This is a genomic window from Rhodoferax sp. XS2R6, from assembly GCF_056521365.1.
This window is the reverse complement of record NZ_JBWMAY010000002.1, coordinates 733,310-747,541: the sequence shown is the minus strand read 5'-3', so window position 1 is coordinate 747,541 and position 14,232 is coordinate 733,310. Positions and strand designations below refer to the sequence as shown.

Genomic DNA, 14,232 nt, shown 5'->3' with positions numbered 1-14,232 from the left:
CTTTGGGCAGCGCAATCCACTGCCCTTGTACGGGGTGAACGGCAATACGTCCGTCGAATACGTCTTCCATGGCGCGGTGCGTGGCCAGGTCGGCACACGCGCCCTGGTGGGTCACGCGGCCAGCGGCCATGACAACCATCGTGTCGGCCTGCAGTGCCATGGTGATCTCGTGCAGCACGCTGACCACAGTCTTGCCCTGGGCCACCAGGGCGCGCACCACGTCCAGCCAGTCGGCCTGGTGGGGTGGATCCAGATTGGCCAGCGGTTCGTCCATCAGCAACACCTGGGCCTGCACCGCCAGCGCACGCGCCAGCAGCACGCGTTGGCGCTCGCCACCGGACAGTTGGCCCAGCGCACGCTGGCGCCAGTCCCACGCGCGGGTGGCGCGCAGTGCTTGTTCTACGGCCGCATGGTCCGCCGCATTGGGCGGCGCCAGCCAGGCCTGGTGCGGCAGGCGGCCCAGCATGGCCACGTCCCACACCGTCAAATCATCGGCCGAGGTTTCGTTCTGGCCCAGCCAGGCCAGTTGCCGCGCGCGCTCGCGGTGCGGCAGGCTGTGCAGCGGCTGGGCCAACAAATGGACGCTGCCGCTGTGCGGCAACACGCCAGCCAGGCACTTGAGCAAGGTGGACTTGCCGGCGCCGTTGGGGCCCACGATGCTGGTCCACTGCCCGGCCGCGATGTCCAGGCTGATGCCATGCAGGATAGGCTGCTTTTGCAAGCCATTTCCGAGGCTAGCCCTTATGGAATATGCGCAGATAGCTATGGTTTTAGTAGCACCCGTCATGCTGCACGCCCTCCGCCCAGGCTGCTGCTGCGGTGCATCAGCCACAAAAGGTAACCACCGCCCAGCACGGCGGTGAGCATGCCCACGGGCAGCTCTTGCGGCGCGATCAGCCCGCGCGCCAGCGTGTCCGCCGCCATCAGCAACACGCCGCCCATGAGGCTGGAGAGCAGCATCAGGTGCGCATGCGTGGTCTTGACCACCGAGCGAACCAGATGCGGCGCGGCCAGGCCGACAAATGCAATCAACCCGGTTTGCGCCACCGCCGTACCTGTGGCCAGCGCCAGCACCGCCACCAGCGCGGCACGCATGGGCGCCACCGGCAGACCCAGGCTCACAGCGGTAGCGTCGCCCAAACTCAAACCATCGAGCACGCGCGCCAGCAGCCACGCCGCAAGCACACACAGACCCCAGACGCTAGCCATCAGCACACACGAGGTCCAGCCTACAAAGGCGGTGGAGCCCAGCATGAAGGCCTGCATGGCTTGCAGCGATTCGGGCGAGAACAGCAACACTAGGTGCGTCATGGCGCCCAGCACCACGCCCACCACAACACCGGCCAGCAGCAGGCGCAAGGTGTGACCCACGCCGCGTGAGAGCACCAGCGTCAGCATCACCGCAAACACCGCGCCCAGAAACGCGGCACCGGTCAGCCCCAAACGCACCCACAGGCTGCTGGAGAACACGCTCACCGCCACGCCACCATTCATGCTGCCGCCCAACATACCGGCACCACCACCCAGAGCAGCCAAGGCGAGCGCCACACCCAGTGAGGCGCCCGAGGCGCTGCCCAGCAGATACGGATCGGCCAGCGGATTGCGAAACAGGCCCTGCGCCACGGCACCGGCCAGCCCCAGCAAGGCGCCCGCGGCCCAGGCACCCAGCGTGCGCGGCAAGCGGATCTGCCAGACGATTTGCTGCGCCATGGCGGTCTGCTGCGGGTCTTGCGCGGGGTTGAGTAGCGGCCCAATCAGGTTTTCCAGCCCGGCACTGCCCACGCAGATGCCCAGCGCCGTGAGCGCCAATGCGCCCAGCACACCGGCCCAGACCAGCCAGAAAACGCGGGTGGGCATCATGGTTTGGCTCCGGGAGCTTTCGCGATCAGGCACTTGGCCATCAGGCGCGCACCTTCCGCCATGCGCGGGCCGGGGCGCACCAGCATGTCGGCTTCGTCGGGTGGAAAGATGCAGACCCGCTGCTCGCGCAGCGCGCGAATGCTTTGCCAACCCGGGCGGGCCTGCAGCCCATCGGCGCTGCGCTGACCGATCAAGATCAGGTCCGGGTTGGCGCGGACTATGTATTCAGGGTTGAGTTTGGGGAACGGGCCCAGCTTGGCGGGCACGATGTTCTTCACGCCCAAGCGCGTAAGTGTCTCGCCAATGAAAGATGACTCGCCCGCCGCATACGGCCCTTGGTTCACCTCAAAGTACACCTTGGTGTTACGCACGGCGACCGGCAGCGACTGGGCCGCGGCCGAGACACCCGCGTCAATCGCACGCCAGATGCGAGCGGCATCCTGGACTTCCAGCAACTGGCCGAGCTTGAGCATCACGCGCTGCACATCGGCATGGCGTTTGGGCTCCAGCGCCACCACCTTGATGCCCAGCGCCTGCAGCCGCTCGCCCGCGCGCGACGAGGTGGCCATGAGCACCACATCGGGCTTGAGAGACACGATCATCTCGATATTGGGGTCCAATCCACCGCCCACTTGTGGCAGCTTTTGCACGCTGGCGGGGAAATTGGAGTAGCGGTCCACCCCCACCAAGCGATGGCACTGGCCAAGTTCACACACGGTTTCGGTGAGCGAGGGTAAAAGGCTCACGATGCGCTGGGGCGTTGCGGGCAACGTGACGGTGACTCCGCGGTCGTCTGTGACCTGCAACGCATGGGCGGCTCCGGCAAACAGGCACGCCCAGGCGATCGCCCATACGACCAGGCGGTGAAGCGCCGGGCCGTTTTGCTCCGTGTCCCCCGCCCGCTTTGCGGGCTCCTCCTTTACCTGCGCAAAACGCCCCAGCACTCCACCGCTTCGCAGCACGCTACGTAGAAAGAAACTGCCAAGTCCACGGTGCGTCATGGCGCATCCTTCAAGGTCAGCGGCAGCCCCGCCGCCATCAGCGTCACGCGCTGGCAGGCGGCGGCCACATCCTGGTTCAGTTTGCCCAGCGCATCCACAAAGGCGCGCACCTCGCGCCCCATAGGGATCACACCCAAGCCAATCTCGTTACCCACCAGCACCAAGGGGCCGGAGGCGTGGGAAATTGCTATCAAAAGAGAAGCTGCTTGCGCAATATCCACGGGGTCCAGAGGCTGATTTGGCTCATATTCCGCAGGCATCAACCGGTTGGTCAGCCACAGCGTCAGACAGTCCACCACCACCAGCGTGTCGGGCTGGCTGTACTTTTGAATCGCCTCGGCCAACGCCAACGGCTCTTCCACGGTGCTCATACCAGGCACACGCTCGGCACGGTCCGCCTGGTGACGCGCGATGCGCTGACGCATCTCGTCGTCCCAGGGCTGGGCGGTGGCGATCAGCATGGCGCGATGGTCCCGGTTCTGGTCCAGCCACTGGCGCGCCAGCAGCTCGGCACGGCGCGACTTGCCGCTTTTCTGGCCACCCAGAATCAGTTCGCTTTTCGCAATCGTCATGGCGCTCATGGCGCTCATGGCAGGAATGCTCCGGCTTGGTCGGCGTCCATCCACTGCAGGATGATCTGGTGCATCTTCTGCACGCCATCGGTCAGCGCGGCCGGGCCGGGCTGCAGGATGTCGGGCGACTTGATTTCAAACAACTGGTTATGGCGCACGGCATTCACCGCATCCCAACCCTCCCGCGCCACCACGTTTTCAGGCCGGAATTTCTTGCCGCACCACGAACCCAGAATGATGTCCGGGTTGCGGCGGACGATCTCGGCACCGTCGGCAATGATGCGGTTCTTGCCCAGGGACTGTGCGGCCAGCTCCGGAAAGCAATCGTCGCCGCCTGCAATGCCGATCAGCTCCGACACCCAGCGGATCGCGCTGATGTGGGGTGTATCCCACTCTTCAAAAAACACTTTGGGCCGGCGCGCACCGGCCGTCACCTTGGCTGCAATCGCTGCCTGCATGGCACGCAAATCGGCCTGCATCTGCGTAATGCGCTGCGCGCCCTGCTCCGCCTCGCCCACCATGGCGGCCAGCTGAAACAGCATAGAGAAAATCTCGGCCACGCTGCGCTGGTTGAAGATGGTGACCTGTACGCCGCGCTTGACCAGCTCCGCCGCAATATCGGCCTGCAGGTCCGAGAAGCCCAGCACGCAGTCGGGCTGCAACTCCATGATCTTGTCGAGCTTGGCGCTCAGGAACGCGCTGACCCGCGGTTTCTCGTCCCGCGCACGTTTGGGCCGCACGGTGTAGCCCGATATGCCGACAATGCGCGCCTCCTGGCCCAGCAGGTACAACCACTCGGTGGTCTCCTCAGTCAGGCAAACGATGCGCTGCGGGCCGGGGCTGAAGTGCAGCAGATCCGTCATGCAGTTACCTCAACCGGCGCAGTGAATAACTCCACCACCGCCTCGGGGCAGGATGGGAACCAAGCATGGAAGTAACTGGCGCGCACGCTGCCCACTTGCCACACTGCCTCGCCAGCATCCGGTGTAGGCGTGGGTGCCGTAGCGGGGCGCGAGGTGCGCGCCGCTGGCTGCAGCGGCGTGATAGTAGTCGAGTAGTGGAAGGTATGGCCGCGCAAAGTGCCGCTTGCCATGGCCAACTGCTGCGGGCCCAGACCAGCCAGCAGCTTTTGCATGGTCACTTCACCCGGCAACACACCCCACTGCGCGTAGCGCTGGCCGTCCAGGGTCACCAGCGTGTCAAACAAGGCCATCATGCCGCCGCACTCGGCCCACACCGGTTTGCCGGCGGCCACGTGGGCAGCCAGGCTGTTCTTGAAACCGGTGTTCACAGCAATCGTTTCGGCATGCAACTCGGGGTAGCCGCCGGGAATCCACAGCGCGTCGCAATCGGGCAAAGCCGTATCGACCAGCGGCGAGCAGAACACGAGGTCGGCACCCAACGCACGCAGCGTGTCGAGATTGGCGGCGTAGATAAAACAGAAGGCCGCATCACGCGCGACGGCAACCGTCTTGCCCAGCAAGGTAAGGCGGCTGGGTGGCTGAGCGTTTTGCGGAGGTAAAGGAGGAGACCGCAACGCGGTCGGGGGACACGCAGCAGAACGCTCAGCCGCCCAGCCGCCTGGCGCAATAGGAAGGGGAACTTCCGGTGCAGCGAAGTCAACAGCCCAACGCTGCAAATCCTCCAGCGTCATCTGCCCCAGCCGCGTAGAAGCCAACGCATCCGCCGCCGCATCCAGCCGCTCCATGGCGTCCACCACTTCGGTCGCCACCGTCAGGCCCAGGTGACGCTTGGGCAAGGCCATGGTGGCATTGCGCAGCACCGCACCCAACCACTGGTCTTCTGCCACGCTGGCCTGCAACATGCCCGCATGGCGCGCATTGGCCACGCGGTTGGCCAGCACACCAGCCCAAGGCATATCGGGCCGGTAATGCTGCAGGCCAAAGGCCAACGCGCCAAAGGTGCCCACCATGCCCGACGCATCCACCACCGCCAACACCGGCAGGCCAAAACGCTGCGCCAAATCGGCCGCACTGGGCTCGCCGTCAAACAGGCCCATCACGCCTTCCACAATGATCAGGTCCGCCTCCAGCGCCGCGGCATGCAGGCGCGCACGGCAATCAGCCTCGCCCGTCATCCACAAGTCCATCTGGTAGACCGGCGCATCGCTGGCCAGCGCGTGCCAGCAGGGGTCCAGAAAATCCGGCCCGCACTTGAACACCCGCACCCGCCGCCCCTGGCGCGTGTGCAGGCGTGCCAACGCCGACGTGACCGTCGTCTTGCCCTGCCCGGAGGCGGGCGCGGCAATCAGGATGGCGGGGCAGGTGGCGGTGGTGTGCATGGTGTTCAGGGTGCCCACTTCAGACCGACATACAGCGTGCGGCCTGCGGTGGCGTAGGTATCTGCCAATTGGTACGTTGCATCGGTCACATTGTCCACGCGCAGCAGCCCACTCCACTGGGGCGACAACGGGCGCGTGGCCGACAGGTTGAGCAGCGCATAGGCGGGCAGCACGGTCGCGTTGGGAACCTTGTCATAACGCGACGAGGACAACTGTGCTTCTGCCCCGAAGGACCAGGCGCCCCAACGGGTGTGCCCCCCCACAACGGCATGGTGTGTGGCACGGCGGGCCAACAGGTCGCCAGTGACCCCATCGCGGGGGTCCTGCAGATCGAGGGCCGCATGCCAATGCACATCGGCCACCACGGACTTGGCGGACAGGGTCACCCCCCGATAACGTGCCTGCGCCGTATTCAGATAACACCCCCGTGAAGCCAGTGCCACGGGGGGCTTGTTGTTGATGCAGTTGCCCGTGCGCGAGGTGTAGGTGATCAAATTGGTTACCTCGTTGAGGTACACCGTGGCGCCGAATTCTGTGACGCCATGGCGGTAGCGCAATGCCAGCTCCTGGTTGCGACTGGTTTCGGGCAACACATCGGCGGTGCCGTATACGCTGAAGCGCTGGTACAGCGTGGGCGCCCGAAATGCCGTGCTGCCTGCCACCGTGACGCGCCATTGGGGTGTGATGGCATAACCATAGGCCAAGCTGCCGGTGTTTTGCGGGCCAAACTCACTGTCCTGGTCCTGGCGGATGTTGGCTTGCACCGAATGCACCTCGCCCGCCAAGCCATAACCCAGGGCCAAAGCATTCTGAAAGCGGCTGGTGTCGCGCGGCGTGGTACTGGCGTTGTTGAGCTGGTCCTCGCGGCGCTCCAGCGTGGCGGTGAGCAGGTTGGCTCCCTTGCGCCATTCGTTTTGCAGCAGGTAACCCCGCAGATGGGTTGTGGTCGCGTACGGGCTGGGAATCGTTTCGTAACGCTCCATGGACTCGTTGACACTCACCGTGGTGCGGTAGGCCTCACTCCATTGCCCGGTCCAGCTCAACCCGGTGGCCTGCAGCCGACGCAGGTTGCGGTTGTCCACCACACCGGTGCTGTCGTACTGGGAATTTTGGTCATTGCCCAGAAAACTGGCCTCCAGACGGTGCCCGGCAATCAAGGCAGCGCCCAAGCGCAGGCTGGCGGAGTCGTTCTTGTAGCCGTCGTCGTCGGGGTTTTGGCTGGCCAGCACGCGCGCGTTGAAGCCTTTGCTGCTCTCGGTGCCCAAGCCCAGGGCGTAGTCCCACTGCGCATCACCACCACTGAGCGACAGGTCCAGTTTGGACGTACCGTAGCTACCCATCCCCATGCTGACCGAGGGTGAGAAGCCTCCATCCCCTTGGCGCGTGAAGATCTGAATTACACCGCCCAACGCGTCAGAACCGTACACGGCAGCAGCCGGTCCGCGCAGCACCTCAACCCGCTCGATCTGGGCCAGCGGAATCGCCTCCCAGGACACGCCGCCGGTGGCCTGCGAATCCATGCGTACGCCGTTCACATACACCGCGGTAAAGCGCGATTCGGCGCCACGCAGGTAGACCGAGGTGGCGGCGCCGACACCACCGTTGCGCACCATCTCCACACCGGGCAGGCCGCGCAACACATCAGGCAGGGCCGCGGCACCGCTGCGTTCAATCGCCTCACGGTCCACGATGGACACATCCGCCAATACATCGGTCAGGGGCTGCACTACCCGGGTGGCGGTGACCACCACCTCTTTGAGCACGCGCGGCGCGGCCTCTTGCGCCTGCACAAGCAGGCACAGCGGCCACACGGCAGTAAGCACGGCAATGCGCACCCGAGACACACACAATTTCATGGAACAAGAATCCGAACAGAAGCCCTCCCCGGCTTCCCCGCCAGGGCATGGACGTCACGCAGGCGCGCCAGGCGCACCTCCACCGTGTTGGCCGGTATCCGGGCTGGTGGATGCAACCTCCATCGCCTTCCCAAGCGCGTGTTCGAAAACGCTCAGTGGCCGTGATGGAAGCGGAGCTCGCGGGCTCGTCCACTTACCGTTGCGGGGGCAGCGCAGGTTAGGTTCGCTGTTGCACAGCAACACCCTCCTGCTTCCCGTTGAACTGCGGCGTGTGAACCACACCGCGAGCACCAACCCGCGCATTTTACGCTGCCCCAGCTTGCACGCACCCTACAATGCGACCTCTATGTCGAACCAGACCCCCATCGACCAAATTGCCGAACGCGTGGAGCGCCTGCTGGTGCGCTACGAGGAGCTGCAGCGCACCAATGCCCTGCTCGCTTCGCAGGTGGAGACATTGACCCATGAGCGCGACGCCCTTAAGTCGCGACTCAACGCCGCACGGGCCCGGGTCGATGCGCTGCTGGAACGTTTGCCCGACGCCCTGGCCACGCAAAAAGACGCAACATGAAACAGCTTGAAGTTCAAATCATGGGGCAGAGCTACCTGCTGGGCTGCCCCGAAGGCGGCGATGCCCGGCTGCTCGAAGCCGTGGAGCGCGTGGATACCGCCATGTGCAAGATCCGCGACGCCGGCAAGGTGCGGGCACGCGACCGCATTGCCGTGCTGGCCGCACTGAACCTGGCCTTTGACCTGTCCGAACGCCCCGCTGCGGTGGCCCCCACCCCCAGCGAAACGGCCCCTGCAGCCGCCAGCGCAGCCAGCAACCCCGCGGGCGACGGCAGCCTGCTGCTGAACTCCCTGCTGGAACGCCTGGACGCCGCACTCGGAGAAGACGGTCGTTTGCTCTGAAGTCGGCCGCCAAGGCCTACAATTGCAATTGTCTGCGGTGCTGCCGGGCTTTATATTTCCTGAACCAATGCTCATTGAGCCCGGGCTTGGAACATTGCCTAGCTAGCGTGATCATCTCGCGTTAGATGAACCCAAAGCCAGCGCTGACCTCGCCCACCTAAACTTCGGTTTAGGGTGACGGTCCGGTGGATCACACCGCAGACACCTTATCTCTCGCTCCACGCTCCCCTCGCGCACCCACCATGACCCTGGAACCTTTGTTGATTGCCGAACTGGCCACCCTGGGTTTGGCCACCGGTTTCATGGCGGGGCTGCTAGGGATAGGCGGCGGCATGCTGATCGGCCCATTTCTGACGCTGATCCTCTCGGCCCGCGGCGTACCGGCGGATCTGGCGGTAAAGATGGCGATTGCCACCTCCATGGCCAGCATCATGTTCACCAGCATTTCCAGCGTGCGCGCCCACCACCAGCGTGGCGCCGTGCGCTGGAACCTGGTCAAGGGCTTGGCGCCCGGCATCGTCATGGGTGGTGCACTGGCCAGCCTCGGCGTGTTTGCCCTGCTGAAGGGCACCACGCTGGCCCTGCTGTTTGCCGCGTTTGTGAGCTACTCCGCCACGCAAATGTTTCTGGACAAGAAGCCCAAGCCCAGCCGGCAGATGCCGGGCATGGTGGGGCTCACCGCCACGGGCAGCGTGATTGGGTTCCTGTCGGGCCTGGTGGGCGCGGGCGGTGGTTTTGTCAGCGTGCCCTTTATGGTGGCGTTTAATGTGCCTATCCTCAACGCCGTGGCCACCAGCGCCGCGCTGGGATTTCCGATTGCGCTGGCCAACACCACTGGCTATGTGCTGGGCGGCTTGCAGGTGCCGGGGCTGCCAGACTGGTCGCTGGGCTATGTGTGGTTGCCGGGCCTGCTGTTGATTGCCAGCTGCAGTGTGTTCACCGCGCCGCTGGGCGCCCGCACCGCACACCGCCTGCCGATTGCCAAACTCAAGCGGACCTTTGCCATGGTGCTCTACCTGCTGGCCGCCTACATGCTCTACAAGGGCCTGAGCGGCTAAAAGCCCAAGGCCCCTGGCAGCGGTGGTGGCAACAGTCGCGCGGCCAGCACCTCAAACTCGGCCGCCGGCAACCCGGGCGAACACAAGAACCCCTGAAACGAGGCGCACTGCAGCTCCCGCAGGTAGTCGCACTGGGCCTGGGTTTCCACCCCCTCGGCCACCACCGACAGCTTCAGCGCCCGTGCCATGGCCACGGTGGCACCCACAATGGCGCGGTCACTCTCGTCCTCAGGCAGGCCCATCACAAAGGTGCGGTCAATCTTGAGCTTGGAAATGGGAAATTTCTTCAGGTAGGCCAGGCTGGAGTAGCCGGTGCCAAAGTCGTCAATCGCCAGGCTCACGCCCAGCCCTGCCAGCGCATGCAGACGGGCCAACGCCTCATTGGCATCCTGCACGAGAATGGACTCGGTGAGCTCCAGCTCCAGCAGCGCGGGGTTCAGTTCGGCATCGGCAATACAAGCCGCCACGCGCTCCACAAAATCGGGCTGCTGAAACTGCAGGGCCGACACGTTGACCGACACCACCAGCGGCCGCCCGGCACGCTGCCAGACGGCAGCTTGGCGCACCGCCTCCTGCATCACCCAGCTGCCAATCGTGATGATGAAGCCCGACTCCTCGGCCAGCGGAATGAAGGTGGCGGGTGACACCATGCCCAGCTCGGGGTCAGTCCAGCGCACCAACGCCTCTGCGCCCAGCAGGCGGCCGTCATCCAGGGCTACCTGGGGCTGGTAGTGCAGGCGGTACAGGCCCGACTCCATGGCGCGGCGCATGGCGTGGTCCATCTTCATGCGCGAGAGCAGGTCCACATTCATCTGCGGCTGGTAGAAGCGGAAGTTGCCCCGGCCGCGCTCTTTGACGCGGTACATGGCCGTGTCGGCACACTTGATCAGATCGTCCAGCGTGCGACCATCGGCCGGGTACATGGCCACACCGATGCTGCAGCCCAAAGAGAAGTTCATGGCATCTACCAGAAACGGCTGATTCAGCGCCTCCAGAATGCGCCGCGCAGCCACCTCGGCGCCCATGGCATCGGCGTCCTGCAAAAACGCCACAAACTCGTCGCCGCCCATGCGACTCAGCGTGTCCACATCGCGCATGCAGTGCAGGATGCGGTCCGCCACCTCCATCAGCACGCGGTCGCCAAAGGCGTGGCCCAGCGAGTCATTGATGTTCTTGAAGCGGTCCAGATCAATGAACAGGATGGCAAAGTGGCCACCACCGCGCTCCGCCAGGCGCAGCGCAAACTCCACACGCTGCCCCAGCAACAGGCGGTTGGGCAGGCCGGTGAGTACGTCGCGGTAGGCCAGCTTCTCGATGCGGCGCTGCGCTTCCAGGCGCTCGGTCATGTCCTTGAAAAAACCGACCGTGTGGGTCATCTGGCCCTGCACATCGTGCAAGGCCACCCAAGACACCTCCACGGCCACTGCGCCGTCGTCACGCGTGCGCCACACCTCACCGGCCCAAAAACCGTTGGCCAGCAGCGCCAACTCAATGTCGGTGAACAGCTGGGGGCGTGCAGGGTCGTGGAAGAACTGCTTGGCGGAGGTACCCAACAAACGCCCAGGCAAATGGCCCGCCAGGGCGGTGCAGCGGGGGTTGGCCTGTACGACCTCGAACGCGGCGTTGGTGATGAACGCCGCCTCAGGGCTGGACTCGAAGACCTTGGCCGCCAGGCGCAACTGGTTCTCGGACAACACCTGGGCCGTAATGTCCCGAAACGAAAAAACGCGTCCGCGCACCCGGTGGCGGCTGCGCTGGGGCACGCTGCGGCGCTCCAGGGTTTTGCCATTGCGCAGCCTCAACACGTCCACGCGCTCCAGGGTTTCGTCGGCTAGCAACAAGCCCTCAGCCGCCAGGTAGGCATCCAGGTCCAGCACCTGGGTCTGCAAATAGCCAGGCAATTGATCCCGGGCTGGGGGTTGCTGTGCGTCCCCGGGCAGTGACCAGAGTTCGGTGAAACGCCGGTTGAAGTTGCGCACCTGCCCCTGCAAATCGGTCACCAAAATGCCGTCGCCGGTGGATTCGAGCGTGGCGCTCAGTTCGGACACACGGTGCTCCAGCGTGTCTTCGGCGGCCTTTTCAGCGCGCAAGTCACGCAGGGCCACCAAGTAGCAAGGTGTCTCCGGGCTGAGCCAGATCCGGCTGACCTTGCGCTCTACGGCAATCGCATCCCCATCCCCACCACGCAGCAAGGCGTTGGAGTGGATCCCATGGGCCAGCCCCGCGGCCACGTCTTCCCAGAAAAACATGTCCTCAGGGGTGACCGCCAGCGCAATGGCCGGCATGCCCACCAGCGCCTCTGCAGCCATGCCCACCAAGGTGGCTGCTGCGGGGTTGACTGCGGTGATGCGCAGGCTCTTGGGGTCTACGAGCCAGATGGCGTCCAGCGTGCCGTCGAGCAGCCCCGCCAGGCCCTCTTCGGTCATGCCACAGGTTCAGGCGACTCGGGGTCTGGAGCCTGTTCGAAGAAATAGCAGATACGCTGGCGCGGTGCCAGGTAGTCGAGCGCCGACGGAGGCAGATTGGCGGGTTTGAGGCTGCGCCGGATACCCAGCTGCGGTGCGTATTCCAAGTCCAGGATCAAGGCCTCGTGCTTGGGCACGCTGGGTTCGTGCACGATCACGCGGGGCTTGAGCGGACGCGCCGAATTAACCGACACCACGATGGCGTAACGGTCGTCGATGAGCTGCACCACCGAACCCGGTGGGTACACCCCCATCATGCGGATGAAGGCGCTCAGGGCGGCAGCATCAAAACGGGTCTTGAGTTGCGCAAAGATCAGCGACAGCGCCTCATGCGGCGTGAGCGCCGTGGCCGGGCGGCTGGGGTTGCACAGGTTGTCATAGCGATTCACCAGCGCCAAAATGCGGCCGGCCACCGACATGGCATCGCCCTTGATGCGGGCCGGAAAACCACTGCCATCGGCCAGCTCGTGGTGCTGGGCTATGGCCAACTGCGCACCAGGGCGTAGCTCCATGGCCCTTGCCAGGTTGACGCCCTGGGCCACGTGCTCCTGGTACATGCGGTACTCGGCGGTAGAAAAGTTTTCTTCCACCCAGCGCACGCGGTCGGGCACATTGACCTTGCCAATGTCATGCAAAAAGGCGGCCATTCCCAGGTCCTGCAGCTCGCCCGATTGCAAGCCCATGGCCTTGCCCAGCAGCAGCGAGACGATGGTCACGTTAACCGGGTGCATGGAGGACTTGTCGCCCGCCGCCTCGGAGAGCAGGCGAATGGAGGCCTCCCCATGGTCCAACAACTCAGACACATAGGTGCCCACCATGGCCTGGCATTGCTCGGCCACTACTTTGGGCTGGGTCTGCACCTGGTCCAGTGCCTTACGGTACAGGCGCACCGATTCGCCGAAACGGCGCTCGCACACCACCAGACTGCGGTCCTGTGCGGCCAAGGCGGCTGCGCGCAGGCGGCGCTGTTCTTTCTCACGCAGGGCCGCAAGCTGGCGTTCGTCCAGTGCGGCCGCTTGTGCGCGGGCGCGGGCGGCCTCTTGCTCTGCAGCGGGATCGGGGTCACTCTTGGAGGGAATACAGCGGATGCGGGGCTGACCCAGGCTCTGCAGGGTCTCGATCTGCTTTTGCGAGCTGATCTTGAAGCTTCCCGTGGGGAAGGGATGGGACATCCAGCCCACATCCAATTCAATATAAAGCCCGACGCGCAGCAGCTTTATATCTACCCAAACGGAATCTTCAATAGTCATATTCAGTTGCTTGCGATGCGCCTTGCGTCTGTCAAGTGTGCTGAGCATACCCCACGTACAGAGGGAAAAAACCCAGTTAGGACTGCAGTTTTTGTATATGTGTAACAGCAGTGGCGAAGGCGCACCACGCAAAAGGCCCGCCGAAGCGGGCCTTGAGGCGCAGCCCCGGTCGATGCCGGGGCATGGCGGGCATCAGCCCATGTGCAAACCACCGTTGACCGAGAAGTCGGCGCCCGTGGCGTAGCCACCTTCGTCAGACGCCAGCCAGGCAATGATGGAGGCGATTTCGGACGGCTCGCCCAAACGCTTGACGGGCACGGTGGCCACGATTTTGGCCAACACGTCTTCGCGGATGGCCTTGACCATGTCGGTGCCAATGTAACCTGGGCTCACGGTGTTCACGGTCACGCCCTTGGTGGCCAGCTCTTGCGCCAAGGCCATGGAGAAACCGTGCATGCCGGCCTTGGCAGCCGAGTAGTTGGTCTGACCGGCCTGGCCTTTTTCGCCGTTGACCGACGAGATGTTGATGATGCGGCCCCAGCCCTTTTCCACCATGTCGGCGACCACTTGTTTGGTCACGTTGAACATGGAGTTCAGGTTGGTCTCGATCACCGAGTCCCAATCTTCGCGCGTCATCTTCAGGAACATGCGGTCCTTGGTGATACCGGCATTGTTCACCAGCACGTCGATGGTGCCGTGCTCGGCCTTGGTCTTGCCAAAGGCCTCCACGGTGGAATCCCAATCGCCCACATTGCCAACCGAGGCGTAGAAGGTGTAACCCAGCGCCTTTTGTTCATCCAGCCACTTGGTGAAGTCACGCGTGGGGCCGCAGCCGGCGATGACCTTGAAGCCATCTTTGTGCAAGCGCTGGCAGATGGCGGTCCCGATGCCGCCCATGCCGCCGGTGACGTACGCTACTTTTTGTGTCATGTTGACTCCTTGTCTAGTTTTACTTG

General features: G+C 64.4%; 12 protein-coding genes, 1 pseudogene and 1 riboswitch. Of the genes and pseudogenes, 3 read left to right on the top strand and 10 right to left on the bottom strand.

The window, feature by feature from the left end:
• Nucleotide 1: 1 nt before the first annotated feature.
• The 7 genes and pseudogenes from AC097A_RS10040 to AC097A_RS10010 all read right to left on the bottom strand — a co-directional run.
• Nucleotides 2–787, bottom strand: a pseudogene (locus AC097A_RS10040) (ABC transporter ATP-binding protein); the annotation flags it as partial.
• Nucleotides 784–1,860, bottom strand: coding sequence for a FecCD family ABC transporter permease (locus AC097A_RS10035; protein ID WP_479620713.1), 1,077 nt, complete (start codon nt 1,858–1,860; stop codon nt 784–786). The pseudogene AC097A_RS10040 and the gene AC097A_RS10035, both read right to left, overlap by 4 nt.
• Complete coding sequence (locus AC097A_RS10030) at nt 1,857–2,861, bottom strand: ABC transporter substrate-binding protein (RefSeq protein ID WP_479620712.1); 1,005 nt, start codon at nt 2,859–2,861, stop codon at nt 1,857–1,859. The genes AC097A_RS10035 and AC097A_RS10030 overlap by 4 nt, the downstream gene beginning before the upstream one ends.
• Nucleotides 2,858–3,442, bottom strand: coding sequence for a bifunctional adenosylcobinamide kinase/adenosylcobinamide-phosphate guanylyltransferase (locus AC097A_RS10025; protein ID WP_479620944.1), 585 nt, complete (start codon nt 3,440–3,442; stop codon nt 2,858–2,860). Before AC097A_RS10025 ends, AC097A_RS10030 begins: the two co-directional genes overlap by 4 nt.
• A 5-nt stretch (nt 3,443–3,447) precedes the next feature.
• Nucleotides 3,448–4,296, bottom strand: a complete 849-nt coding sequence (locus tag AC097A_RS10020) for an ABC transporter substrate-binding protein (RefSeq protein WP_479620711.1) — start codon at nt 4,294–4,296, stop codon at nt 3,448–3,450.
• A complete protein-coding gene (locus AC097A_RS10015; RefSeq protein WP_479620710.1) occupies nt 4,293–5,735 on the bottom strand; it encodes a cobyrinate a,c-diamide synthase in 1,443 nt (480 codons plus the stop codon). The genes AC097A_RS10020 and AC097A_RS10015 overlap by 4 nt, the downstream gene beginning before the upstream one ends.
• Nucleotides 5,736–5,740: 5 nt before the next feature.
• Nucleotides 5,741–7,591 (bottom strand): TonB-dependent receptor domain-containing protein, encoded by a 1,851-nt coding sequence (locus tag AC097A_RS10010; RefSeq protein ID WP_479620709.1) that lies wholly within the window; start codon nt 7,589–7,591, stop codon nt 5,741–5,743.
• A 72-nt stretch (nt 7,592–7,663) separates the two neighbouring features.
• Nucleotides 7,664–7,900, bottom strand: a riboswitch (cobalamin riboswitch).
• Between the two features lie 37 nt (nt 7,901–7,937).
• On the opposite strand from AC097A_RS10010, the gene zapB reads away from it, so the two are divergent.
• From zapB to AC097A_RS09995, 3 genes are all read left to right on the top strand, one after another.
• Nucleotides 7,938–8,162 carry a cell division protein ZapB gene (zapB, locus tag AC097A_RS10005; protein WP_105260787.1) on the top strand — a complete coding sequence of 75 codons (225 nt, stop codon included), beginning with the start codon at nt 7,938–7,940 and terminating at the stop codon, nt 8,160–8,162.
• On the top strand, nt 8,159–8,503 hold the full coding sequence (locus AC097A_RS10000) for a cell division protein ZapA (protein WP_105260786.1): 345 nt from the start codon (nt 8,159–8,161) through the stop codon (nt 8,501–8,503). Before zapB ends, AC097A_RS10000 begins: the two co-directional genes overlap by 4 nt.
• A 242-nt stretch (nt 8,504–8,745) precedes the next feature.
• On the top strand, nt 8,746–9,561 hold the full coding sequence (locus AC097A_RS09995) for a sulfite exporter TauE/SafE family protein (RefSeq protein ID WP_479620708.1): 816 nt from the start codon (nt 8,746–8,748) through the stop codon (nt 9,559–9,561).
• Here AC097A_RS09995 and AC097A_RS09990 read toward each other — a convergent pair.
• The 3 genes from AC097A_RS09990 to phbB form a co-directional block, all read right to left on the bottom strand.
• The gene (locus tag AC097A_RS09990) at nt 9,558–11,987 is read right to left on the bottom strand and encodes a sensor domain-containing protein (protein WP_479620707.1); all 2,430 of its coding nucleotides are present in this window, start codon (nt 11,985–11,987) and stop codon (nt 9,558–9,560) included. The two genes, AC097A_RS09995 and AC097A_RS09990, sit on opposite strands and share 4 nt — an antisense overlap.
• The gene (locus AC097A_RS09985; protein ID WP_479620706.1) at nt 11,984–13,276 is read right to left on the bottom strand and encodes an HD-GYP domain-containing protein; all 1,293 of its coding nucleotides are present in this window, start codon (nt 13,274–13,276) and stop codon (nt 11,984–11,986) included. The genes AC097A_RS09990 and AC097A_RS09985 overlap by 4 nt, the downstream gene beginning before the upstream one ends.
• Nucleotides 13,277–13,468: 192 nt before the next feature.
• Nucleotides 13,469–14,206, bottom strand: coding sequence for an acetoacetyl-CoA reductase (phbB, locus tag AC097A_RS09980; protein WP_105260783.1), 738 nt, complete (start codon nt 14,204–14,206; stop codon nt 13,469–13,471).
• Nucleotides 14,207–14,232 lie beyond the last annotated feature (26 nt).

Excerpts from the sequence above, each read along its gene's own strand:
- AC097A_RS10030 (WP_479620712.1), bottom strand. The coding sequence starts at position 2,861 with ATGACGCACCGTGGACTTGGCAGTTTCTTTCTACGTAGCGTGCTGCGA.
- AC097A_RS10035 (WP_479620713.1), bottom strand. The coding sequence starts at position 1,860 with ATGATGCCCACCCGCGTTTTCTGGCTGGTCTGGGCCGGTGTGCTGGGC.
- AC097A_RS10015 (WP_479620710.1), bottom strand. The coding sequence starts at position 5,735 with ATGCACACCACCGCCACCTGCCCCGCCATCCTGATTGCCGCGCCCGCC.
- phbB (WP_105260783.1), bottom strand. The coding sequence starts at position 14,206 with ATGACACAAAAAGTAGCGTACGTCACCGGCGGCATGGGCGGCATCGGG.
- AC097A_RS10010 (WP_479620709.1), bottom strand. The coding sequence starts at position 7,591 with ATGAAATTGTGTGTGTCTCGGGTGCGCATTGCCGTGCTTACTGCCGTG.
- AC097A_RS09985 (WP_479620706.1), bottom strand. The coding sequence starts at position 13,276 with ATGACTATTGAAGATTCCGTTTGGGTAGATATAAAGCTGCTGCGCGTC.
- zapB (WP_105260787.1), top strand. The coding sequence starts at position 7,938 with ATGTCGAACCAGACCCCCATCGACCAAATTGCCGAACGCGTGGAGCGC.
- AC097A_RS09990 (WP_479620707.1), bottom strand. The coding sequence starts at position 11,987 with ATGACCGAAGAGGGCCTGGCGGGGCTGCTCGACGGCACGCTGGACGCC.
- AC097A_RS10025 (WP_479620944.1), bottom strand. The coding sequence starts at position 3,442 with ATGAGCGCCATGACGATTGCGAAAAGCGAACTGATTCTGGGTGGCCAG.
- AC097A_RS10020 (WP_479620711.1), bottom strand. The coding sequence starts at position 4,296 with ATGACGGATCTGCTGCACTTCAGCCCCGGCCCGCAGCGCATCGTTTGC.
- AC097A_RS09995 (WP_479620708.1), top strand. The coding sequence starts at position 8,746 with ATGACCCTGGAACCTTTGTTGATTGCCGAACTGGCCACCCTGGGTTTG.
- AC097A_RS10000 (WP_105260786.1), top strand. The coding sequence starts at position 8,159 with ATGAAACAGCTTGAAGTTCAAATCATGGGGCAGAGCTACCTGCTGGGC.